We start from the raw sequence: 24,404 nt of genomic DNA, 5'->3' as shown, positions 1-24,404 counted from the left end.
CATATTTATATTAAATTATGAATATCTATGAAATATTGGGAGCCAAACGGGAAGAAATTTTGCAAATTGCGGCAAAATATGGAGCTTATAATATAAGAATTTTTGGCTCAGTAGCCCGTCGTGAAGCAGATGTTAACAGTGATGTTGATTTTTTAGTTGAAATGGAGCCAGGACGTAGCCTTTTTGATTTGGGTGGATTATTGATGGAGTTACAAGAAATACTTGGTTGTCAAGTTGATGTTGTTACAGAAAAAGGATTGCGATCGCGTATTCGAGAGCGAGTATTAAGTGAGGCAGTTCCTTTGTGAGAGATAATAGTGAAAAGTTGCGCGATATTTTAGAGGATGTCTGAAAACTTTTTGATGTTGTATTTGAGACTTGTAGATCCCCCTAAATCCCCCTTAAAAAGGGGGACTTTGAGATTATTCCCCCCTTTTTAAGGGGGGCTAGGGGGGATCTGACGAAATATTTAATACTTCTCAGACATCCTCTTAGAAGCAATCGAACGTATCGATAAATATGCAGTTCAAGGTCGGGAAGCTTTTGAAGAAAACGAACTAATTCAAACTTGGTTTATTCAACACCTCCAAATTATTGGAGAAGCATCGCGTGTATTATCTGCCGATATTCGTGAAGAAAATCCAGGTGTTCCTTGGTCACAAATGATTGGGATGCGAAACATTTTAACTCATAATTACTTTGAAATCGATTTAGATGTTGTTTGGTTGGTTGTTGAACGGGAATTACCTAACCTTAAACCTCAAATTGAAGCAATTTTACAAACATTATCTTGAATATTAAATAGATGAAAGATAACGGGAGATGGATTAGGCGTAGATTGGGTTGAGGCTTTACGAAACCCAACATTTTCAGGATTTTATTGGGTTACGCTTCGCCAATTAATGTAAATGCTGCCCAGTTAATTGGTAGAGAATTTTCTTTAATTCTGTCTAGCATAGCTTGGCGTAATGCTTGGGCTTTATCTGGATTTTTTTGCAGATGTTGATAAAACTCAGTCATGAGTAACTGCGTTTCTTCATCGGGAACTAACCACAGGGAAACTAACACACTAGGAACACCAGCAGAAATTATTGAACGAGATAAACCAATTACACCATCGCCTGTGATGCGTCCCCTTCCAGTTTCACAAGCACTGATGACAAATAATTCGGCTTGCAGTTTTAAATCTAATATTTCTTCAGCAGTTAGTAAGCCATTACCTATTTCTTGTTGATTTGTTGGATTTGGTGCTAATGCAATCCAACTTCCTAAACCGCGAATATCATCAGCCCATCCATGCGTTGCTAAATGGATAATTCGGGCTTTTGGTAGAAGTTTTAAAATTTGGTTTTTGGTTGCATCTTTACCGATGATGGCTTTGGTATTTAATAGCCGCGCAATTTCTTTAGCTTCAATTTCTGCACCGGGTAAAGCTTCTAATTGTTCGGGTTTGTCGCCAGGTTTGTAAGCGACACGGGGCATGATGGGATTACCGACAACTAAGGCATTTTGACTAGATATGTTTTGTGTTTGGATGCGTTGTTTATGAGTTAAATCTAAGACTTGAATTGATGGTGCAGTGAGGATGGTATGTTTTTCAATGAGGTATTTATTGTCTGCATCTTTTAGGGCTGGGAAAGGCACAAAAAATAGAGATGCTTGAGGGATGAAAATAACATGAGCGTTAGGGTCTTTGGGTAATTCTTGGGCGATTGGTTGGATCAGAATTTCATGGAGTTGCTGTAGAGGTTTTTTCCAAAGACGAGTGTTTGTGCCGAGAATACTTTTAACTAAATTGGACAGATTGGTGTTTTGTTTTTGCCACAATGGTTTGAGGTCTTGGCGATGGAATTTGACTTCACCGTTAGGTTTGATTACCCAAATATAAAGTTCTGATTCTTGTGCTGTTGGTTTACCTTCTACTTGGAAGTCATCGTCAATAACTGAATATTGCACCAAGGTAGAGTAGTGCTGTTTGGCAATTTGTTTCATCTCGCTGATTGTGGGTGCAGAGAGCGATTTCATTTTGTTGCTATCTTTATTCAAGCGAGATGAGAGTAACTCAACAAACGCTCTAGCACGACCACGTTCGGATATTTCTAAAGCTGCATCGGTTTTCTTTTGGGCAATGAGGACTTCTTGTAAAGTGCGGTAAGTACGACTTTGTTGCTCAAAAAGTGAAACTTTATTAGTATCAGGTAATTTTTTATCTCGCAGAGATTCCCAAACTTTAATTCCGTCATACAGCGTTTTTTCTGCTGCTGAGAGATTACCAGATTTGTAGCAAGCAAGCCCTAGATTATTTAAAGAAATTCCCTCACCGAGACGGTCTTTGATTTCCCGCGCGATGGCTAACAGTTGCTGCTGATATTCTATGGCTTTTGGGTAGTCTCCTAGATACAAGTAAGCAAGACCGAGATTTCCTAGTGCATTACCTTCACCCTGACGGTTTTTGATTTCACGGGCGATGGCTAAACTCTGCTGCTGATATTTTATGGCTTTGGGGTAGTCTCCTAGATATAAGTAAGCATTACCGAGATTGCCTAGTGCTGCACCTTCATCCTGACGGTCTTTGATTTCCCGCGCGATGGCTAACAGTTGCTGCTGGTATTCTATAGCTTTGGAGTAGTCTCTTAGATATAAGTAAGCAAGACCGAGATTGCCTAGTGCTGCACCCTCACCTTTACGGTCTTTGATTTCACGGGCGATGGCTAAACGCTGCTGCTGGTATTCTATGGCTTTGGAGTAGTCTCCTAGATATAAGTAAGCATTACCAAGATTGCCTAGTGACTGTCCTTCACCGAGACGGTCTTTGATTTCACGGGCGATGGCTAAACTCTGCTGCTGGTATTCTATGGCTTTGGGGTAGTCTCCTAAAGAATAGTAAGCATTACCGAGATTGCCTAGTGCTGCACCTTCACCGAGACGGTCTTTGATTTCACGGGCGATGGCTAAACTCTGTTGCTGGTATTCTATGGCTTTGGGGTAGTCTCCTAAAGACTGGTAAGCAAGACCGAGACTGCCTAGTGACTGTCCTTCACCTTTACGGTCTTTGATTTCTCGATAAATATTAAGTGCTTGTTGCCAAGATTGTAACGCTGCTTGAAATTGACTGGTTTGATACTGCTGAATACCCTGCTGCAAAAGTTTATCTGCTTCTGCTTTCCGTACATCTGGGGTTTGTGCTGAAGCGGCTAAGTTGGAGTTGAGGAGAAAATTTAGTTTGGGTAAATCTAAGTTGATGCTGAGAGTTGTAGTCAGCAAGATGATGAGGGCATATTTGCGGAATTTGAAGTGCATCGCAGTAAGTCGTGGCCAGGGTTGGTGTTTATTTTAATACCACCACAGATTGCCAAAATTAGCCTGAGATTAAAATTCTATTTTCTAAACCAGTGATATGGCAAAGTGCTGAGTGAGTCTTTAAGACTCATTCACGAGTATTAAAGACTCATTAATGGAGTTCCAAGGCTCATTAATGGAGTTCCAAGACTCATTCACGAGTATCAAAGACTCATTAATGGAGTTCCGAGACTCATTCACGAGTATCAAAGGCTCATTAATGAAGTTCCAAGACTCATTCACGAGTATCAAAGACTCATTAATGAAGTTCCAAGACTCATTCACGAGTATCAAAGGCTCATTAATGAAGTTCCAAGACTCATTCACAGGTATCAAAATGATTCGCATCATGGATAATTGTTTGTGCGATCGCATTTGCGTATAATTTTTTTTCAAAATTACTCTCAGATAGATGCAGCAGTGTAGACTCGGCATTTAAAATCTCACAGTCATGAATGAGCAAGATTTGGATGTAGTGCGATCGCAAATTTTGAGTAACCCCAAAAATACGGCTATTCTGCTTTGACTCGCCCATTTGGGTTTAAATCCCCCTCTAATCGGCCTCCTGCCTTCTTCATTCCCATTCATCAATTTCATGACTGCGGTTGCGAAGTAGGCTATTAAGTTGGGTGCGGTGAGTTTCAAAGTTAGCGGCGATATAAATGAGTAAAATGCCAACTAGTAAGCCAATCACCCATTTTAAAAATGAGTAACGTAAGCTGAAAATGACTAACTGGTAAATACTAGTAATTAAGAAAGCACCTGTACCAACATACAGAAAAGCCCGAATACGCAAAGCTAATCCAGCAAAAATAGCGATGAGGCTGAAAATTCCGGGAATGATGACTGTATCTTGATGAAATACCACAGCCCATCCACAAATTAAACTAACACCTAACAGTCGGACAATGTGCCGCGATGATTTTGATTCTGGCTGTTTTAGCTGTGGATCAACTTGGGCAATGTATAACAGTGATAATCCAATGGCTGTAACATACCACAAGGGATCACTAATATTAAATTGAGATAACCATTTCCAGACTGCCCAATCAATTAAGGCGACGCTGATATATGTGAGGCGGATATTTTCACTCACCTTGGCTAAGATGATGTAAAAGCCAGCCGCGATAACTAGAGTAATGGGGTAAACTTGCAGTCTAGTTTCCCATAAAATGATTAATGGCAGAATGTAGGCGGCGAGGTGCCAAGGTCTTTTTGACCAACCCCAATTTTCCCAGGGTAAGCTGTATAAGAAGTAGGCTATCACACAAGCGATCGCACCATTCCAAGGTACTAACGGCCCGGCTAACCACTGTCCGACGGCAGTTTCTCGCCAATAAACCCGCATTCCCAATACTTCTAATAAGCCGAGGTATACCCACATCTCTTCTGTGGTAATTCTGCCAAAAACCCTTGGTGTATTACTAGTACCTCTTCCTTGGAAGATGGCATACATAATTAATAATCCCCCTGTACCCAAGCCAACAAGGCGGTTAACTTGAATTGGCTGGGTAATGGCCAGGGTTAATAATACACTACTCCAAGCCCAGTGCAGATGAGCAATACCTTTGATTTCTGGCAAACTGAGGCGTAAGTATTGGCTCAACCACGGTGCTAATCGGTTGTAAACTAGCATGATGCTTGCCCCTAAAGCAGACATGGCAATTAAGCCATCACCAAATGCACCGCCTTTAGCTTGGGACATTTGATAAAACAATAATTCATAACAGGAAATTGATACGCCAATAATGCCGCAGTACAGCAGAGGTTTAAAGTTTGGTTGTCGTCTGCCGATACCAATGACAATTAAGGCTACACCCAAGGTAAATAAACCAGTCCATTCGGTAAAAACATTGAACCGCAGAACAACACTCAATGCACCATAAACTAAGGGCAGAATATGTAAACTACTGGGAAGTCTGGCGGGATGATATCTTCGTCGCCACCATTCGCCTAAAAGTTGGGTGAATAAACCTAAAGCGATGTTAGCGGCCGCGACTCTAATTGTAGAACGTTCCCCAAAGCTCAACACTTCAGCGATGAATAATTCTACACACCAACCAATACCATAAAATGCCCAATCTGTGGGTTCACTCCAGCTACGGTAAGTAATGGCGAGTAAAGTAACTGCACTGGCGACTAAATACCAAACTCCGGGGATGACGACGGCATCATAAACTAAATATGAGTGGATTGTCAGGGTTGAGAGTACAGTACAACATAAAGCGATCGCCCATTTATCACTAGCTTCTGCATATATACTTGCTAATTCATGGTTGCGTTGTTGCAGTAATTTTCGCATTAACCATAAACTAAAAGTGGCGATCGCACCTACGACTAACCAACCTGCAATAGCTAGACGGGGTAATCCTGGTATCCCTTCCCACAGCAACGCCGCAATAAAACTCATTCCTAAACCAATGGTAAAGGCGGCAGATCCTTCATTTCTTAAATAGCGGGTGTTGAGATACATGACACCTGTACCCACCGCCAAACTAATAAATCTAGTTTCTGGAAGAAGTATCGTTAAAAACTGCACCGCAAACACAGCCAATAAACTCAAAAAAGCCCTGATAGTGCGGTGTTTGCCTGTGGTGCGACTCGCTAAAAATGTCAAAGATAAGGGTGTAATTAACCAAATCACACCCCAATATTTTTGGTTAACAGTGGCATCAAAAAATAAACTAAAACTGACGATGGATAATACTAAGCCGAAATGCCATGCACTACTTTGCCAGCCACCATTACCGCCGAGACTAAATCCCCATTCTGCTACCATCACAACTGAGATAACCGTTGCCCAGAGATAAGTCGGGAGATTCGGGAAAAACCAGTCTATGACTGAGAAAAGTGCCAGTAACCCGATGAAGTGAGTCAGGTAAATTAACGGCGTGGAAGATGGCGAACGGCGTTTAGTAACAACAGCCAAAGTAATAGTAGACAAAACTAGATTGAGCGATCGCAAGGTAGGATTAATTGTGGAAATGACAGTTAAAAAACTGCCAAACATCACCGCTATTGCTTCACCATAATTTGCCAAATCTCGTTTTTCGGTATGACGCAGGCGATCGCAAAACCATACCATAAATATTAAATAAGGAAATAATGCCAGACTCAGCAACGCCCAAGGTTCATTTTGTGCCTGGGTGAGATTTGCCGCAATGGCAATTATCGATTTCCGTGTTTCTAGTGGTACAACTCGCCAACCCTGCCAAATCGACTGTAAGCCAACCAAAAACAACACCGCTAAATCAAACTTGAGGCTATATCTCTGCAAACGCTGACTTACATACCCCAAAGCCAAACCACTCACAGCCAAAGCTTGTCCCGGATAATCTATTACCGCCACAGCCCAACCGAGAAAGAGTAAAAGGCTACCTAAGATTTCCCAAGGGAATGAGGGTGAGGGGGGTGAGGGGGTAGAGGGGGGAGACAAGGGAGAAGAAACATAGTTGCTACCTTGTCCACCTTGTCGCCCTTGTCGCCCTTCTCCCCTCATCTCCCCTTGCTGTACTAACCAAGTAATCAACCAACCACAAATCCCAATGGCTAACCCTAGTTGGGTGACATTTACCCCCGCAACAAAAATTGCCCGTGATAGCAGTATTATTAACGAGTAAACAATGACGGTAGCAAATAAGCTGAGTTGATTTTCTCCAGTGTGGCGTTGCTGGCGACGAATGTAATAAATAGTGAGTAAAGTTGTGCCTATCATCGCTGCATACACAGCAATTAAAGGAAAGACTGTGATTTTCCAACCCCAATGTAAATAACTCAGCGCCAGGATATTAATTAGCGGTAACTTTCTCGTGCGGGAGTTGGGAAAAACTGTACGATTACTGCACAGTAAAACTGTAATATAAGTCAGGGTAGGAGCAGCGATCGCAACTGTCAACCAGTTAAGCGGATTGTGCCATAATCCGAAACTGTCCATTGCCCAAAAATTCACAGGCACTAGAAATAAAGTGACAATCAATAATGTCTGAGTGGTTAATCTCAGGTTTGCTTGTCTCCCAGTCCAAAAGCTGAAACCCCAAAAAGTTAACGTATAAGCAAATAACACCCCATACTGTCCGGCTGCGGGAAATCTTTCCCATTGACTTGCTGCTAATACCCCAGAGGACAGCACTACTAAAAACACACCTAAAAATAACAGCCAGCGTACACTCAGTTCTTCCCCCAAAGATTGCAACATCCGCGTGACAAAATTGGGTTGAGTCGCGGCTTTTGGCTGTGCTGGCGCATAAGCAATTAATGGCTTGGCTGGCTGTTTGGGAGTTGCACCCGCTACCACTGGTTTTGGTTCGACTTGCGGCTGTAATACTACCGTACAACTGAGATATTCCTTACATAACTGCCTAACTTGGGCATCAGATATCAAACCTAAGCGCAGCCACAAATCCAATCCCTCCAATAACTGCGGATGGGATGATGGTAGGGTGAGATTAATTTTTAACGGACGCTCTGGGGAAGATGACATAAGCAGCAGCCGTGTAGGTATATACTTAAGTCTTGATTAGGGTAAAGTATATCTTGACTCAACTTGTGCCAGTTCGGGGAGCGATCGCAAGAATGTTTTAATATGAGTGCCATGAACCTCTCCCCAACCCCCCTGCAATTGCTGAATGTCTAAGTAAACAGGAGTTTTGTTGCAAATACTTATCCCTGCCCCAGAATTTATTCTAAGTCTCATAGCGCAAGTTATCTCAAAATGACTCACATTCCGAGTTTTTGCTCCGTAATTTAACATCTGAAGTTTTATCTTCGAGTTCTGAAACAGAAGTTTGAAGTTCTGAAGTTGGAATTTCAAATTTATAAGCTTAAAATTGCTTTTCTGAAGACGAAATATGGATAATAGATAGAAATTTACCGTACAATAAATCGTTAGACAAATATACTTTTACCATTCATTTTTTAATTACTCTAGTGGTTTTGATAAGGAAAATTATTTCAGCGTTTATTGCAACTGGTCTTGTTACCGGAACCGTTTATCTTGGAATTCAATCTGGGAAAGATAATCGTTTTGTAGTTTGGTTTGGCATTGCATCTGCTACTGCTGCTCCCGTTGGTCTAGCCTTATTTGGCTATGCAATTAGCCGATCTGATGACGAAATCATACAGCGACTTTCCAAAGTTCCAGAGATCGAAAGGCTAATTGAGCAAGCTAAAACTCAGGAGGAAAAGATTCAAGTTCTCGAAGCAGAACGTTCGCGGCTTGCGGAAATTGTAAAAATTGAATCTCGACGACAAGCAGCCTTGGATAGAATAGATAGCTTAGAGCGTGATGCTGTTAGAATTTTAGCTGAACTCGAAAATCTAGATAGAGAATTAATCTTAATAGATGAGCAGGTAGGTGAAAGTGCTATAAGTGAAGAAATTCGACGCTTAAGAGAGCGTGTAAAAGCTCGTGAAGATGGAGATGTTATCCTCCGACTTGGTTCTAGAGTTTATCGTCTTGATCGAGATATCATCAAAGCATTACCTTTTGGGCTGGGAAACCCATTAATTGCATACTTCCGAATCGCAGAAAAGTTGGAAAAGACATTTATACCTAAAATACGTCGATAAGCAGGTTTGTATTACTTTATAAATTAGTTAAGTTTAGCGATCGCACCCCTCAAATCCCCAGTAAATCCCAACAGCGATCCCTGCGGCAAGCTGCGTCTACGCCTTTACCAATTGACGTACAATCCCAGCGTATAAATTTAGAACTTATGCAATTGATATAATATTCTTAAATCTCACAGATTTATCAACTTATTATGAACAGTATCACTATTTTTAACCTAGATGAAAACATCAAAAATATTCTGCAACAACAAGCAGAAAAAAAATGGTCGTTCTCTAGAAGCAGAAATCAAAGAAATTTTGCGTATTGCTTTAACAGAAAATCAACAACCCCCCACCAACATTGTCACCATGCTAGAAAAACGCTTTGCTCATTTGGGAGAATTTGAAATACCAGAAAGTCAGCGAGAAGCTATACGCCCCGTCCCTAATTTTGAATCATGATTGTTCTTGATACTAACGTATTGTCAGAACTCATGAAACCCCAAGGGTCTATAGTAGTTCGTAATTGGTCATCCCAACAGCCTGTAGAAAGTTTGTTCACTACAACAATCACACAAGCGGAAATTCTCTATGGGATAAATATTCTACCAGAAGGAAAACGTAAATATGAAATCTACCAAGCTGCCACTTTAATGTTTACAGAAGACTTTTTAGGTCGTATTTTGCCATTTGATGAATCTGCTGCGGTAGCTTTTGCTAATATTTCAGCCCAAAGAAGACTCAGTGGTAATCCTATTTCTCAAGCTGATGCTCAAATTGCTGCTATTTGTTATTGCCATAATGCAGCCATAGCAACTCGTAATGTTAGTGATTTTATAGGCTGTGAAATTTTGATCATTAATCCTTGGGAGAATAAATCTTTGTAATTTAATGACTTTTATTGATGATATTAGGAGAGAAGTGGAGCGATCGCCTGCGTCTGCCTGAAAGTTACATTGGCGATATGATGAAATTAGCTTCTGATGAGAAATCTTTATGGTAGCCGCATCCAGCCAAGAACCAAAAATCATTCGCACAGAACTTGGATTGACGATCGCAGGTACACGCATCACACTTTACGACGTGATGGATTATCTAAAGGCTCAGTATCCACCAAAACTGATTCGTGAGAAGCTTGGTCTTAATGATGAGCAGATTAATTCAGCCTTAGCATACATTGGAACTCATCAGACAGAAGTTGAGGCAGAATACCAAGAATGTCTGCAAACAGCAATGGAAATTCGCCAATATTGGGAAGAGCGAAATCGAGAACACTTTGCAAAAATTGCTGCAATGCCTCCTAAACCTGATCAAGAAGTCCTACGTGCAAAACTTCAAGCCTGGAAAGCACGCATTGAGCTTGATTGAGATTGTATTTGATATGGAAAACTATCTGGGAGTCGGTCGAGTTTTCATTCCTTAAAGTTGAGTTATGAGCTTTTTATATAAAATACTGCTGCGATCGCCTGCTTAACTTCACCCTCCAACCTTTCATCACTTTTCGCACATACAACTCATCATGATTGCGGAAAAATCAGGATTCCCAACTCCCTAAGCCCTGGTTGCCCAGGTAATTGCCAAAATTAATCTAGATTACCATACGCTCTCATATACTTACGTAATACTTCAAAAAGTCTTTAATTTTCTTGTCTGTTATTTTTGGTAAAAACTACTATAATTGAATCCACTGGATAAAATACTTGCAACCATAAGCAACCCCTAACTGTGTTTACAACTGCATTTGCACCAAAAAACCAAACCCAATCAGGTGAACTACCACGAGATTTATTTGCTGCTATTGAGGATTTGAAAAAAGAACTCAATGCGGTAATCTTGGCGCATTACTATCAAGAACCAGATATTCAAGATATTGCAGATTTTATTGGTGATTCGTTACAACTGGCGAAAGCCGCAGCCCAGACAAATGCAGATGTAATTGTCTTTGCTGGCGTACACTTTATGGCAGAAACAGCCAAAATTCTCAATCCTGATAAGTTAGTACTGTTACCTGATTTAACTGCTGGTTGTTCTTTAGCAGATAGTTGTCCACCAAAGGAATTTGCGGCGTTTAAAGCAGCCCATCCTGATCATTTGGTGGTTTCGTATATCAACTGCTCTGCTGACATTAAGGCAATGAGCGATATTATTTGTACTAGTTCTAATGCTGTCAAAATTGTGCAGCAGATACCTAAAGACCAGCCAATTATTTTTGCCCCAGACAGAAATTTAGGGCGCTATGTCATGGAACAAACTGGCAGAGATTTGGTACTGTGGCAAGGTAGCTGTATTGTCCATGAAACCTTTTCCGAAAAGAAAATCGTCCAGTTAAAAATAGCACATCCCCAAGCGGAGGCGATCGCTCACCCAGAATGTGAAACTAGCGTTTTGCGCCACGCTAATTATATTGGTTCAACGGCAGCTTTACTCAAATATTGTCAAACCAGCCCCGCCCAAGAATTTATTGTGGCGACAGAACCGGGAATTATTCACCAAATGCAAAAATTTGCGCCAGATAAGCATTTTATTCCTGCGCCACCAACAAATAATTGTAACTGTAATGAGTGTCCTTTTATGCGACTCAATACATTAGAAAAACTGTATTTAGCGATGAAAAACCGCGCTCCTGAAATTACAATGTCTGAAGAGATTCGACTAGCGGCGCTACGTCCTATGCAACGGATGTTAGAAATGAGTAATTAGTTGGTTTTGTATATCAATCCTGGAATATTTATGAACAATAAGATCCCCGACTTCTTTAAGAAGTCGGGGATCTGAACCAGCGATCGCATCTTTCATCACACTATTTAACTGCAAAGAAATGCTGTTTAATTACATCTGCCTGTGAACAATTCCAATAGTCAATGTGAGAAATAATTAAATCATCGGAGTTGAGTTTTAATTCACTCCAGCCAGTGATAGAAATGCGGGGTTTCCAAGGTAAAGGACTGTTCCAACTCAGTGTCCACTCAGTTTTGATGGTGTCGCCCAAACGTTGAATGCTATGTAAATCCATTTTGAGATTTAAAAAAAAAAAGTCTGGATAAATTTAATCATCCATCGATAAAGTTTAAGTCCTCGAAATTTAAAAACCGCATCTTGAAAATAAACATCTTCAGCGTAAATTGAATATGTTTGATTTTCAGGAAATCTTTGATAATCTTCTTTGAGAATTGCGATAATATCCATGAATAAAAAAGGGAGTAGTAAAACAAGGCAAAAGGAAAAAGTTAAAAGGAAAAAGAAAGAATCGTCATACCATAAGCCTTTTAGCAATTTCTTATGGTCTGTTTATTTACGCCGACCTGTACTAGCATGTTGGGAGTTAGAGGCTGGGGATTGGTATTTTTTCTCAGCACTCAGCACTAAGTAATCAGCACTTTGCTATATTTCATTCCAAAGGCGTTCTAGTTGATATTGCCAAGTGGCTAATACTTGTTCTCTATCGTTAGCAGATTGGTTAATTTCACCCATTAAACCTTCTGCATAAAATCTTTCTAAGTTTTGCATTGTGGCTTGTAGAGATTGTCCTTGCTGTTTTGCGGCTTGGATAATTTTGCGGAGGCGGTTTTCAATAAATCGATTGAAGACATCATTTAAACCAGCTTTATGTAGAGACAGCAGTCTAGAAATAGCATTTGCAAAATCCGCACTCACTAATGTACCCATATTATGGTGATAGACTCCCCAAACTACGCTGTCATAAACTGCGTAACGGGTTTCTTGAGTTTCATCAAAGTTGGCTTCTAAAAATTGGGTTAAAAATGTTTCCGCTTCTTGTAGGGGTACAATTGGCAATAACACTCGCAGCCAAGTTTGGTCTTCTGACAGCAGCACTAACAGCCGAAAACTAGGTGAGTCTACTTGCCAAGATCCAGGTGCGATCGCAGCTATACTTTCTGTACCAAAGAATTCTGTTAGTGTTACCGCAATTTCGTCAGGTGTCATAGTCTAAATTTGAGCTTTACCATCTAGGGTAACGCTTTCAACGCACAAAGGTTATCTGTGGAGTTTGGGTGTAAGGGTGCAAGGGTGTAGGGGTATAGGTTTTCAAAACTCTTACATAGGGAAAACATAAGCGATCGCTAAAGTTAAGATGCTTCTAATTCTCAGCTTAAGGCAATACTTGTCATCAAAATCCGACCTCTGAAATATTTTCCTAGTTAAATTTCCTCTCAATGCCAGATAACTTGTAGTTAATCTCTGCTGAATAATTGTGCAGAAATTCTTAACCTAAATTTGTACTAATCTTAACTCATTCTTTGCTTAGACTGTCTGTCTTCATAAGAAGATTATGGGGTAACAATAGTAAAATACACTAAATCTATCAAATTTTAGATGTATTTAACTAATCTAATGGGAATAAAAGAAGAATAGGAGTCATTAATATGGTTGATTAAATTCACAATTGCCCATCAATAAAACTTTTAAATACTACGGAAATGTCACCCGAAAAATTGACAAGATGCGGCGCTGCATCAATTGTATTTTTGGGATTTTTTTGTGTGGATTTGTTTAATTGAACGTGAGGAGTACAAATGATTGAGGCTATCGTTGTTGCTTGGCTATTATTGTTTTTTGGTGATTTTTTATCTACATTCGTATATCACATACCTGAGCATGTTTTTGGTAGCCTCCACTTAAGAACACATCATTCTTGGAAGAAGGACTTTCGCCACTATGCCATCTTAACTTTAAATTTTCAGGTACTTTTAGATGGAATTTTGGGAGCTTTGCCTTATATAATTATGGCATTTATTTTCTGGTCTTTCTCTCCCATTGGAGTGATTTTAGGATTGCTATTAGGTCAGTTTCATGTATGGTGGAGACACGTTAGTGTTTTGGGTTGGCAAACTCCAAAAATAATCCATGTGATGTGCCAATTTCTATTCATCACCACTCCCGAAAGACACTGGCTGCATCATAATAAAACTAACCTGGGCTTTGGCGATATTTTCACTTTCTTTGAGCAACCTGCACAAGTTTGGCTGCGATGGTTACGTCTTTTGAGAGTGCGTCTGCGTTATTCGCGGATTTAGTTATGGTAGGAGGCAGAAGGCAGGAGGTAAAAATCTTAACTATGCCTGGAATTCGTGCTTTTTAAATGTCCTTACTTATACTTCACCTGCTATAAATTTCATAAAAAAGCCTCCCACATTGGGAGGCTAAAATTTTAGCGGAGACAGTTTTTAAGCTAGACAAACACAACAGCGATCGCACCACCAAAGGCAGCGAAAATAGCAGAAACTACGGCTGTAGCAAATAGCCACCAAGCGGCTGTAGCTGCGGCTTTGCGGGTTTCTTCGGCTTGCTTTTGGGCTTGACGTTTGACTTCTTCTAAACGGCGTTGTGCTTCTTGTTGGATGCGTTCTGCACGTTGTAAAACTGTGTTACGAGCGCGTTCTACTTGGTCAATAATTCGGTTAGCATCTTCCTCAGAGATATCCTCGCGGGAACTCATGATGGCAACTAGGGTATCACGGTTGAAGGAAGATAAGCGATCGCGCAAGGCATCAAATCCAGCTTGAGGATCGTCAAATAACTGGCGGATATCATGTTTAATGCCATCATAGTTAAGTTCTGGGCGATCTAAGGAATTGAGATAGTAGCGGATACGAGCAAAAATCCCATCCACCACATCTTGTATCCGGCGTTGAATACCCCGTACTTGTTCAACAAATTGATCCCGGACAGAAACTATATTGTCGGCAATTCTGGCGGCTTCTTCATCGCTCATATCTTCCCGAATTTTTAGTAAGGCGATGATAGTAGAACGGTCAAAATGCGCCAAGCGATCGCTCAAACTTTCTACCCCGACCCGTGGATCATGCAACAATAATTGCAAGTCACGTTTAATACCTTCAGGGTTGAGTTCTTCTTTGCCAGTTTGTCGCAAATATTCTTCTAAATAAGCTTTGAATGTGTCCATTCTTTGCTGGGTACGGGTAGCCATACGGCGGGGCGCACGTACAATATTGCGGATGGATGTTTGCATCGAGTCAATTACTTGATTGACTTGTTCTTCACTCAAGTCTCGCCGTTGACTTAGCAATTTTACTAAGGTATCGCGGTCTACTTGGGATAACCGTCGTCGCAGGGCGATCGCACCTTCTCTGGGATTGGCAAACAAGCGATCTAAATCTCGTTGAATTCCTTCGGGGTTGAGTTCTTCTTTGCCAGTGTTCCGCAAATAATCTGTAATTGTCGTCATGACAGAATCATATTGCTCTTTGGCTTTGTCAGCGACGGCCTGCGGTGCCTGGCGAATACTGTGCCAAGAATCTTCGACAGTATTAATAATGTTGTTAACTTGGTCTTCGCTCAAATCTTGGCGCTGACTTAATAACTGCACCAAGGTATCGCGGTCAAAGCGAGACAATCTGGCGCGAATCGCACTTATCCCGGCTTGGGGGTCTTCTAATAATCGCTTGAGGTCGGCGCGAATCGCATCAGGGTTTAATTCTGCTTTACCTGTGTTACGCAGATATGATTCTACATTCAACCACAGGGTTTCTGCTTGATATTTTGCTTGTTCTGCTATACCTTGGGCAGTAATTAAAACGCGATCGCGCTGTCTTTCCAACTCATCTAAAATTGGTTCAACTTCATATACTTGCACATCGTTGCGTTCCAGCAGAATTTGTCGCATTTCTGCCCGGTCAATGACTGCAAAACGGCGTGACAGTGTTTCATAATCTGCATCAGAGTCAGACAACAAAGGCTGAAAATCCCGTTCAATTCCTTCCGCCGTTAAATCTGATTTTGGTGTCACCAACAGATAACTTTCGACTCGCCGTTGCAAATCTTGGGCGATTTCTCTTTCTTCTTCGGCTATAACTGTGACTAATACTGATTGACGTACAACTTCTAGCTGGTCAGCAATCCGTTGAATTTCGGCTTGGGTGAGTAAGCCTCTATCTTGCAGAATCTTAACAAAATCATTGCGAGACAGGCGGTCTAATTCTCTTCTAATAATGCCAGGGTCGGCGGCTGGGTCATAAATAACATCGCGGAATTCTTGGGCGATTCTTTCTTGGCTGAGTTGCCAAGCATAAGTGTTATGCAGATAATTTTCGATGTCAGCGCGAATTGGGCTGTAAGGTTGGGAAGGTACAGGAAGCCCTAGTTTATCAGCTTGTTCTGTGGCTTTATCTTTGGCGGTGGTTAGGGACTGTAAAATCTTTTCCACATCAATATCTGATAAATCAGTGCGTCCCAAAACAATACCAGTCAAAGCCGTTAGACCTTGCTGGAGTGTCTGCTGAATTGGGCCTGGTGTGGCTTTTTGGTCGGCTTGTTTAGCTGAACGGCTTTCAGCAATTAACTGTTCTAGTTTGGCGTTGAGTTCGTCGGTTCTGGTTTGTCCTGGTGGTAAGGATTTGAGATAGTCAACTAATTCCCCTAAACGGTCTTGGACTGGTGGCTGTTGTCCTACGACCTGTTGCCAAACATTGTATAGTGTATCTGCAATCCGGTTAACGTCGCGTTTAGAAAGGTCGGTGCGACTGCTGACTAAATCAATAAATTTTTGGCGGTCGATGTGGCGTAAATCAGGGCTACCTGCGATCGCTTTTAATTGTGGATCATTGAGTAATTTTTCAAATTCGCCCCGGATTTGCGAAATATCCAACTCTGGCGGACGCAGTTTTTCTAGGTAATCTTCGACATTTTCTCGAATGCTAACTGGGTCGATTGCACTACCCAATTCTCGACGTACAGCAGCGGCGGCGGCTTCGGCGGTGGCTACCACTTGCTGATTCACGGCTTTCGCACCCAAAGCGGCGGTAGCGGTTCCCATAATTGCCTGAAAACCAGAGGTAGCAGTATTCACCACTGAACCAATTAAGGAACCCACAGTGGTGGAACTAACCCACACTAGTAATAAGAAGTATGCACCCCAAATCACTAACCCCAGAATCGCCCCTAATCTGGGGTCAAAAATTACTAAGCTTAATTTTACGGCTAGGAAACTGGCAATTAATAAGGCGATGGTAACAGTAACTAATGTCCAAATCCCCACAGCCGTCCCAATTTTGCGAATTGTGCCGCCAAAACTGCCTGTTTCTTCATGACTAGAATCGGCATCTGAGGAATGTCCTAAGTAGGAAATACCAGCAGCAACTGAGAGATTGGTTAGCACTAATTGAAAAGCAAAAGCTAAAATCACACCGGAGATTAAGGCGACAAAAAAGCGCGGCCCAGATGTTAGCACCGATGCCTGCGCTGGTGTGACGTTGGAGGGATCTACAACAGATGTTTGTGCTACCCATAACAATGGTTTGTAGAGTCCCAACATAATGCCTGTACTTTGAATCATTGTATTTCCTTATTTTTTAATGTTTAACTTTGGAGAGATATTAGAATCATCTGAGCAGCAACTATGCAATTAATATCTGTGAACAATCGCCATACCTAACTCTTGTAAATCTCAGAATCGGGCAATTTAGGCGATTTCAGCATCCATCTCAAGTTTGAATAATATATCTAGCGTCGGGTAGAAGTTTCATGAATCAGAAGATTTAATTTTGGGGAGATTACTGAAATTGTGACAGTAAAATGCCTGTAATTACAAATCTTTTGGCTTTTAATTCCTATTGATTAATATCGGCAAAATTCTCTTATTTAATCCTAAATCATCCAGAATTTAGTTAATAGTAATTTACATTTATTTACAAATATGATTTTTATCACCATCCCAAGATGGAGATGTTAACATTTTCCGGCTTTTTGTATCGTCCAGGAGAAGTGGCTAGAGTTTGTACCTCCAGACGGAAAGCAGCCTAGTAATTAATAGCTAACGTGAAGTTAAGTAACAAATGAATTGGGAATCAACAAATGGAAACTCGCTCCTCCTCGAATTTACCACCAGTTGCTACAGAGTATAACGGCATAGACCGCAATGCGTTTATTTTTGGCTGGACTCCCCAAGCCGAACTATGGAATGGTCGCCTAGCAGCAATTGGTTTTGTGGCTTATTTACTGTGGGATTTAGCAGGTTACAGCGTCCTGCGCGATGTCTTACACCTAATAGGTTACTAAAGAAAAATTTGCCAACACTAAATTAATTTTGGAGACAAATCATGGAAACTCGTGAAACTCGTTCCTCTACAGATTTACCAGCAGTTGCTAATGCTTATAATGGCCGCGATCGCAATGAATTTTTGTTTGGTTGGACTCCCCAAGCCGAATTATGGAATGGTCGTTTAGCCGCAATTGGTTTTTTAGCTTATTTACTCTGGGACTTAGCCGGCTATAGCGTAGTTCGTGATGTCCTGCACTTGATTGGTTACTAATATATGAGAGTAGGGGTACAGGGGTGTATGTATCTAAAACCCTTACACCCTATACACTTACCCCCCTACACCCTTCTTAATGGTCTAGGAAGGCGGAACCAAAAACGGGAACCGCCTTCGGGACGTGGTAAATAACCAATATTTCCACCCCAACGTTCAATAGTCATTCGACAAAAATAAAGACCAATCCCACCTCTCCCTGCACGATTTTGACCTTGGGAAAACTTTTGAAATAAATTATTACTCATTTCTGCGGGTACACCTTCACCTTCGTCATCAATAGTAAAGAGAATATATTCTGCTTCTGCTTGCAAATTAATGGTTACTGTCGATTCTTCTGGACTGTGGCGATAAGCATTTTCCACCAGATTTGTAATAACTCTATCTAAGCGCGATTGTTCACCTACAACTTTCCAATCAGCTGTACTATCAACATTATTTGCAAGCTGTAATTGTTGATTAGTCAGAGCAAAGGTAGCTTTAAATAGTTCGATAGTTTCTTCTATAGCCCTGAGAATATCGGGAGCAGTGTCAATATCTACTATAAAACTTTCTAGCGATCGCACTTCATCTGAAAAAGCATCTAAGATATTTCTAATTAGCATTTCTTGCTTAATAGATTGCTTACGAGCAATTTCTAAATTCTCTTTGCCTTTATCTGTTAAGTTTTCAAACTCTAGCAATGCTAAACAGCAATTAATCGCATTGAGTTGCCCTGCAATATCATGAATAATACAATTAATTAAGACTTCTTTTCTTTGATTATCTTTTAATAATTGTTGATAATTTAATTGTTGTTCTCGACCTGCTTGAATCAGGTGCTGTTTATATTTAAATTTATCTTCCGCTAATTCAATTAATAAAACTTTACTATCATTGACACACAGAGCATAAGCTTCTAGTTGCTCTTCGTAGCCATTTAAGTTTTTTTGACTCCAAAGACCAGAATTGAGCTTACCAATTCTATTTTCACTCCAAAAATCTTCGGCATCAAACAAAAAATTTTTCTAAAAATGCAAATTCCTCTTGCGGAATTAACATATCCATCCCAAATTTTAAGTTTTGGCTACAAAAACGCTGTAACCAGCTAGGTGGTTGAGCAGTAACTCTAAATAAGCCAACCTCAACTCTTTCTAGGACTAAAATATTTAAACCTAAGAATAAGTCAGATAATATAGTGGTACTCATATCATAAACATATCTAGCAATCCGATTTGATAACTGAACATAATCTTGCAAGCAGGGAACAGGAAAAAGAAAGTAGAAGTATCAAACATAAGTCTTATAGATAATATAGTTATTAATTTTTAGACTATTAAAATCTCTCTTTAGAATAATTTGCATTGATTAATTATTCTAAATTTTGACTGCTACTTCCTAAATCCTTATTTATTAATCTATCAGATTTTTCTTGTGCTAGGCTGGAGTAATTTGCTTCTTGCTGCATAGCTGAAAGATGCTTTTCATCTAACATACTATTTAATAGTAATACCCAATCACCTTCCTCTGAGGGAAAAATATGGACATCTGCACAGATACTCGCTGCGATTTTAATTAAGGGTAGAAATAACGGAGAGTCATCTATAGGTAGTAAACCTTCAAGAAAAAAAAATTTGTTCACATACCTGTATTCCTTGACTGAGATTTGTAATCCCATACTCAGCGAGTTTTCCACCCCAGGCTTCCAGACCACCATCCTTGTTGACTAAGAGATAAGCAAGCGATCGCTCTTCGATAATAAAATTGAGAATATATAAAATCACAGCGTTGGGGATATCTGCCATTTATCGATTGATGATTTGATGAGCAAGTGTTTGAAAAACTTCTTCCACACCCTGTCCTGTTTTAGCACTCGTTTTAATCACATTCCAGCCTTTGCTGAGAATACTATCTAACTCCTGGGGTTCAAATTCCCACTCCTCTGTCATATCCCATTTGTTAAAGACTAAAATAAAAGGTACCTTACCAATAGTTTCTTCTACTTTAGTTTGTAACTCAAAAGCTTTATCTAGAGTATTGCGCCTTGTCCCATCTACAACTAAAATATAACCGGATGAACCTCTAAGATAAGACATTCTGACTTTTTGAAACTCATCTTCACCGTAGAGATCCCAAAGAATTAAGTTAACCTGATTTCCTTGCAAATTGAGAGTTTTTTTATCAATTTTGACTCCAACAGTCGTATAATATCTATCAGAAAAAATACTATAGATAAACCTTGATACTAAACTAGTTTTGCCAGTGGCAAATGCACCCACCATACATATTTTCTTTTGCAGCATATTTATTTACTTTTGTCAGTGATGAATACTTGAAAAGACACGCGGCGATTGAGCTTTCTGGCATCTAAATTTGATTCTGGTTGATAAGGTAGTTTAGAACCTAAAGCAACCAGTTTAAATTTATTGGCATTAATTGGCGGCACATTTAAAGCTACAAAGATTTTATTCGCGCGTACTTGACTCAGGATAAAGTTTTGACCTTCTGTTCCAGTAGTATCAGTGTGACCGCGAATTTGAACTTGTACATCCTTATTTAAGGATTGAGCTAGGTTGAAAAGGGTGGAAAAATTTGTCCGTAACTTGGGCAGTTTTTGACTTTCTCCAGGAGTTAACTCATCTTTACCTTCGATAAATAAAAATGTCGTAGCTTCAATGTTATTTTTAGCTAATTCTAATTCTTTGAGTTCATTGGCGAACAGATTTTTAGCTTGAAATTGTGTGACTCCGGGAATAAAACGCCAGAGCTTCTGAGCTTCTAAAATCCATTTTTGCGGTGCGTAGCCACTAGCCACAAGAATGCCAGAATCATCTACTTGTAGTTTTGTGGTGGGTGGTGGTTTCAGTAATTCTGTGGCTCTTTTAGTGGTGATTTGTGGTTCTAATGATAAGTAAGATTGCCATTTAGCAATAACTTTATCTGGGTGCAAATTTGTTGATGAGATGAAGGTGTTGGGATCTACAGCCACAGGATCACGCATTCCTGAAATAAAGTGTTTCCCGTTGTAATATCGAGTGTTCAGCACTACAATTCCCGGCTGGGAGTTCAATTTATGGAGATAAGTTTGCCAACGAATATTGTCTCTTACCGTAAAAAAGCTCCAAATTCCAGCTGCGATCGCCATTAAACCTAAGAAAGTCCAAGCATAGGTATAATTTTGCCGAGCCGGAGTTTTATACTGTACTGCTAAACAGCTTTCTAAATAAGGTTCACTAGCTTGAAATGGTTCGGTTTCGCCTGTAAAGCTATGCAGTTCTATTCCAAGTTTGAGATGCAGTTTTTCAATTGCTGCTTGAAAAACTGCGCGTAATTCTTGTGGCGGTTTACCGCGAATTATCCCAGCGATAATTGCTTGTGGCCCTGCTTCTACCCAAATTGTGAGTTCGCCAAAGCGCAAACTTCTTAATGTATCTTCTTGCAGCACACTGAAAGAATCTTTGACAAAATCTTGAATCGCTGTCAACATCGCCGCGACTAAATCGGGATCTTGAACAGCTACTTGTTGTAACCTGACATGATGCAGTAATAAACCAGTTTGTCTGTGAATCAGAAATATTTGCTCAACGCGGTAAATTAAAGTCCGCAAAAAGACAATTTCTGCAAAGGATTTTCCTGTCCTTTTGGCTTCTAACCTCCATTTAAAACTTTGTGGTGACAAGCTATTTTCTAAAGCCTGATTCAGCGATTGCATCATCTCATCTAAAGCTGTAGCGATCGCTTTGCGAGCAGCTGGGCCAATAATGGGGAAAAATGCTTCAGACAGCACATTTTCATCTTGACTGACAGAGACTTGAATTGCTTGTTCCACAGTCGAAACTATCGCTTCTACCAATTGTTGATCTTGCTTGGAACGCAAAACCACAGCTTCGGGAAGCAAACGACTGATATCTTCTGGTTGAATTTGCGGATTATTTAATCTTTCGTAGAGTTTATCTAGTTGAGCAGGTTCAATCCCCAGGAGTAAGCTGCGAAGTAAATTGAGGTCATCTTGATTGAGAGAATCTAAGTTAGCAGATTCTCCATTCATGCTTTTAGCTTCTGGAGGTACTCGATTCGGGGGATAGCTATTCATTACCCAAATCCCTTAATCTACATCAGTAATTGAAATTTCATCTCAGAATTTCTGATCTGTATTCAGCCGCACTGCTAATTCTGTAAACAAAGCAGCCAACTTAGAACGGTCTGTTTTCTCTCTTTGGATGTCTTGCATCTCGCGTTTCAGCACCGCTAAAATTTCTTCATACTTTTGCTGAAGATCATCCTGTAAATTTTTTGATTGATTTAAGATATGTTCACGCAATTCTCGTTGACGGTTGGTAGTTTGTTCGTCAACTTGAGAAATTTTATTTTCTAAAGATAAGTTACTATTTTTCTGCTCTTCCGAGAGCGATCGCATCCCGGCATCACGCTCTAATTGCTCTTTCTTCAGTTGTGCTGTTAACGAATCAACCTCTTGTCTGATATAAGTTTCTAAAGCATCTAAACGTTTGCGGGTTTCATCTCGCAAGCTCACAATTTCTGAAATTAAGTTTTCTTCTAAGCGAGTAAATTTTTTGTCAACATCACGTATCTGATTGCCAAAAAGAATATCTCGGACTTTATCTAAGCTGTTAGTTTCACCAATCCCATTAGTAGTAAATTGTAGTTTGTTATTGACTTGATTTAACCCCCCTTGTCCTGGTTCTAGTGCATTGTAGTTGGTATATTCTTCAGGCGGGTTCATAAGTTTGATCCTTTTTGAAGCTGATTTTGACTTTCCTCTTATACCTATAATGCAACATTTACAGCCACGACAAAACCATACACTTAGGTATATTTAAATACGTGCTGTTAAAATCACCCCTCTCAAGCAGGAAATTGAATTAGTTGTGATTATGCCTAGATCAGAAATCGCACTAACACATATAATCCCGAAGTGGCTAGTTGCAAAAACATCACGGGAATACCGTAGTGCAGAAAAGTTTTAAATGATATACGCCGACCATGTTGTTCAGAAATTCCGGCTGCAACTATGTTAGAAGATGCCCCTACAAGTGTACCGTTACCTCCCAAAGTTGCACCAAACATCATGGCGTAAAACAATGGTAAAACCTCAGCCGGAAACTGCCCTTGAAAGTCTTGTGCTAACACTTCTGTCGGTGCTAACCCTACACTCACAAGATATTGTTTGAGTAAGGGTACCATTGCTACTACTAAAGGAATATTCGGCACAACACTAGATAATATGCCGACAAAAAATAACAAAACTAAAGAACCGAGAATAATATTTTTTCCTAAAATAAGTGCCAAAAACCCTGATAAACCATTAATTACGCCTGTTTTTTCTAATCCACCAATTAATACAAAAATACTCATAAAAAATATTAATGTACTCCAATCAACATCACGTAAAATATTGTTAACAGTATCAATACGGCTTTGATGAGATAGTAGCAACGCCAAAGCTGCACCTAATAAAGCCACAGCAGCAGGTGAAAGTGGCACTGGTAACGATTCGCCAATCACAAAAAATATTAATACAAACGCTATAATCACCGCCCCCACAGTTAATACTCGTGGATGATTAATTTGGGGATGTGGTAATTCTTCCAGATTATCAAGCTTGGTATGCCAAATTTTCCGGAATAAAAATGGTAGGGTGGCTGTGACTGTAACAACAGCAATTACTCCACCTAAACTTAAGTGCCAGAGATAATCAATAAAACTAATATTAATCGCATCTCCCACAATAAATGTTGCCGGATCACCAACTAAAGTTAATAAACCAGCACTATTAGCTATAAACACCATTAATATCAACAATGGTACAAAATTTATACCTATTTCTTCTGCCATTGGTGGAATTAATGGCGCTAACAACATCACAGTTGTGGCATTGGGTAAGACGGCACAAATCGGCGTAACAATCCCGACAATACTTAATAACAAACGTTTGCCATCACCTTTGGCTAGAATGACAATTTGAGTGGCTAAATAATCAAATATTTTAGTTGGTTCAAATGCTCTGACAAGCACCATCACACCAAAAAATAAACCTAATGTTCCATGACTATTACCGATATAACCCACGGCTTCTTTTAATGTCATAACGTTGGTGAAAACTAATAGCAATGCTCCCAATAAAGCAGCGATAGTCAGATGCACCCATTCCGTCATAATTAGGAGAATTACACCCAAAAAGGTGATAACGCTCAGGATAGCTTGCCAGTGTTCCACTTTCTGCCT

At 40.1% G+C, this 24,404-nt stretch carries 22 protein-coding genes and 2 pseudogenes; 10 read left to right on the top strand and 14 right to left on the bottom strand.

Translation table 11 applies throughout. The features are described 5' to 3' along the window. Positions 1 to 17: 17 nt before the first annotated feature. Positions 18 to 308 (top strand): nucleotidyltransferase family protein, encoded by a 291-nt coding sequence (locus ACX27_RS19310; protein WP_062295024.1) that lies wholly within the window; start codon positions 18 to 20, stop codon positions 306 to 308. 177 nt (positions 309 to 485) lie between these two features. After that, positions 486 to 794, top strand: a complete 309-nt coding sequence (locus ACX27_RS19305; protein WP_062295023.1) for a HepT-like ribonuclease domain-containing protein — start codon at positions 486 to 488, stop codon at positions 792 to 794. A gap of 91 nt (positions 795 to 885) precedes the next feature. Here ACX27_RS19305 and ACX27_RS19300 read toward each other — a convergent pair whose 3' ends face one another. The 4 genes from ACX27_RS19300 to ACX27_RS32505 all read right to left on the bottom strand — a co-directional run bounded on the left by ACX27_RS19300 (position 886) and on the right by ACX27_RS32505 (position 8,032). After that, a complete protein-coding gene (locus ACX27_RS19300; RefSeq protein ID WP_062295022.1) occupies positions 886 to 3,300 on the bottom strand; it encodes a CHAT domain-containing protein in 2,415 nt (804 codons plus the stop codon). 358 nt (positions 3,301 to 3,658) lie between these two features. Then, on the bottom strand, positions 3,659 to 3,874 hold the full coding sequence (locus ACX27_RS32510; protein WP_062295021.1) for a hypothetical protein: 216 nt from the start codon (positions 3,872 to 3,874) through the stop codon (positions 3,659 to 3,661). Between the two features lie 39 nt (positions 3,875 to 3,913). Then, positions 3,914 to 7,819 (bottom strand): hypothetical protein, encoded by a 3,906-nt coding sequence (locus ACX27_RS19290; protein WP_062295020.1) that lies wholly within the window; start codon positions 7,817 to 7,819, stop codon positions 3,914 to 3,916. 36 nt (positions 7,820 to 7,855) lie between these two features. Continuing rightward, positions 7,856 to 8,032, bottom strand: a complete 177-nt coding sequence (locus tag ACX27_RS32505) for a hypothetical protein (protein ID WP_158507405.1) — start codon at positions 8,030 to 8,032, stop codon at positions 7,856 to 7,858. Between the two features lie 233 nt (positions 8,033 to 8,265). Between ACX27_RS32505 and ACX27_RS19280 the strand changes: the two genes are divergently transcribed. The 5 genes from ACX27_RS19280 (at position 8,266) to nadA (ending at position 11,589) form a co-directional block, all read left to right on the top strand. Further along, positions 8,266 to 8,907: a hypothetical protein gene (locus ACX27_RS19280; RefSeq protein WP_062295018.1), complete on the top strand. Its 642-nt coding sequence runs from the start codon at positions 8,266 to 8,268 to the stop codon at positions 8,905 to 8,907. A 222-nt stretch (positions 8,908 to 9,129) separates the two neighbouring features. Beyond that, on the top strand, positions 9,130 to 9,351 hold the full coding sequence (locus tag ACX27_RS19275; RefSeq protein ID WP_335337720.1) for a plasmid stability protein: 222 nt from the start codon (positions 9,130 to 9,132) through the stop codon (positions 9,349 to 9,351). Further along, the gene (locus ACX27_RS19270) at positions 9,348 to 9,776 is read left to right on the top strand and encodes a type II toxin-antitoxin system VapC family toxin (protein ID WP_062295017.1); all 429 of its coding nucleotides are present in this window, start codon (positions 9,348 to 9,350) and stop codon (positions 9,774 to 9,776) included. Before ACX27_RS19275 ends, ACX27_RS19270 begins: the two co-directional genes overlap by 4 nt. Positions 9,777 to 9,885: 109 nt before the next feature. Beyond that, positions 9,886 to 10,257, top strand: coding sequence for a DUF433 domain-containing protein (locus ACX27_RS19265; RefSeq protein WP_062295016.1), 372 nt, complete (start codon positions 9,886 to 9,888; stop codon positions 10,255 to 10,257). Between the two features lie 357 nt (positions 10,258 to 10,614). Beyond that, positions 10,615 to 11,589, top strand: a complete 975-nt coding sequence (gene nadA, locus ACX27_RS19260) for a quinolinate synthase NadA (protein ID WP_062295015.1) — start codon at positions 10,615 to 10,617, stop codon at positions 11,587 to 11,589. 100 nt (positions 11,590 to 11,689) lie between these two features. Here nadA and ACX27_RS19255 read toward each other — a convergent pair. Both ACX27_RS19255 and ACX27_RS19245 read right to left on the bottom strand, forming a co-directional pair. After that, positions 11,690 to 12,075 (bottom strand): annotated as a pseudogene (locus ACX27_RS19255) (DUF2358 domain-containing protein). Between the two features lie 195 nt (positions 12,076 to 12,270). Further along, positions 12,271 to 12,834: a leucine zipper domain-containing protein gene (locus ACX27_RS19245; protein WP_062295013.1), complete on the bottom strand. Its 564-nt coding sequence runs from the start codon at positions 12,832 to 12,834 to the stop codon at positions 12,271 to 12,273. Positions 12,835 to 13,424: 590 nt separating this feature from the next. Here ACX27_RS19245 and ACX27_RS19240 point away from each other — a divergent pair. Then, entirely contained in the window at positions 13,425 to 13,925 is a 501-nt protein-coding gene (locus ACX27_RS19240; protein WP_062295012.1) for a hypothetical protein, read from the top strand. Positions 13,926 to 14,080: 155 nt separating this feature from the next. On the opposite strand, the gene ACX27_RS19235 is transcribed toward ACX27_RS19240, so the two are convergent. Continuing rightward, positions 14,081 to 17,203 carry a hypothetical protein gene (locus ACX27_RS19235; protein WP_062295011.1) on the bottom strand — a complete coding sequence of 1,041 codons (3,123 nt, stop codon included), beginning with the start codon at positions 17,201 to 17,203 and terminating at the stop codon, positions 14,081 to 14,083. 518 nt (positions 17,204 to 17,721) lie between these two features. Here ACX27_RS19235 and ACX27_RS19230 point away from each other — a divergent pair. Both ACX27_RS19230 and ACX27_RS19225 read left to right on the top strand, forming a co-directional pair. Continuing rightward, a complete protein-coding gene (locus tag ACX27_RS19230; protein WP_062295010.1) occupies positions 17,722 to 17,925 on the top strand; it encodes a high light inducible protein in 204 nt (67 codons plus the stop codon). Between the two features lie 41 nt (positions 17,926 to 17,966). Then, the gene (locus tag ACX27_RS19225; protein WP_062295009.1) at positions 17,967 to 18,179 is read left to right on the top strand and encodes a high light inducible protein; all 213 of its coding nucleotides are present in this window, start codon (positions 17,967 to 17,969) and stop codon (positions 18,177 to 18,179) included. Between the two features lie 65 nt (positions 18,180 to 18,244). Here ACX27_RS19225 and ACX27_RS19220 read toward each other — a convergent pair. From ACX27_RS19220 to ACX27_RS19195, 7 genes and pseudogenes are all read right to left on the bottom strand, one after another. Continuing rightward, positions 18,245 to 19,367 (bottom strand): annotated as a pseudogene (locus tag ACX27_RS19220) (sensor histidine kinase). 163 nt (positions 19,368 to 19,530) lie between these two features. Then, on the bottom strand, positions 19,531 to 19,800 hold the full coding sequence (locus ACX27_RS35420) for a hypothetical protein (RefSeq protein WP_335337719.1): 270 nt from the start codon (positions 19,798 to 19,800) through the stop codon (positions 19,531 to 19,533). After that, a complete protein-coding gene (locus tag ACX27_RS35415) occupies positions 19,778 to 19,963 on the bottom strand; it encodes a hypothetical protein (protein WP_335337718.1) in 186 nt (61 codons plus the stop codon). Before ACX27_RS35415 ends, ACX27_RS35420 begins: the two co-directional genes overlap by 23 nt. Next, a complete protein-coding gene (locus ACX27_RS19210) occupies positions 19,964 to 20,461 on the bottom strand; it encodes a Rab family GTPase (RefSeq protein WP_062295008.1) in 498 nt (165 codons plus the stop codon). Positions 20,462 to 20,463: 2 nt separating this feature from the next. Continuing rightward, positions 20,464 to 22,251 (bottom strand): OmpA family protein, encoded by a 1,788-nt coding sequence (locus tag ACX27_RS19205; RefSeq protein WP_062295007.1) that lies wholly within the window; start codon positions 22,249 to 22,251, stop codon positions 20,464 to 20,466. 42 nt (positions 22,252 to 22,293) lie between these two features. Further along, a complete protein-coding gene (locus ACX27_RS19200) occupies positions 22,294 to 22,902 on the bottom strand; it encodes a hypothetical protein (protein WP_062295006.1) in 609 nt (202 codons plus the stop codon). 155 nt (positions 22,903 to 23,057) lie between these two features. Then, the gene (locus ACX27_RS19195) at positions 23,058 to 24,395 is read right to left on the bottom strand and encodes an ArsB/NhaD family transporter (protein ID WP_062295005.1); all 1,338 of its coding nucleotides are present in this window, start codon (positions 24,393 to 24,395) and stop codon (positions 23,058 to 23,060) included. Positions 24,396 to 24,404: the final 9 nt, after the last annotated feature.

It is taken from the genome of Nostoc piscinale CENA21 (assembly GCF_001298445.1).
Lineage (GTDB): Bacteria > Cyanobacteriota > Cyanobacteriia > Cyanobacteriales > Nostocaceae > Nostoc_B > Nostoc_B piscinale_A.
Note: the sequence above shows the minus strand (reverse complement) of the source record. Positions and strands in the feature narration are given on the sequence as shown.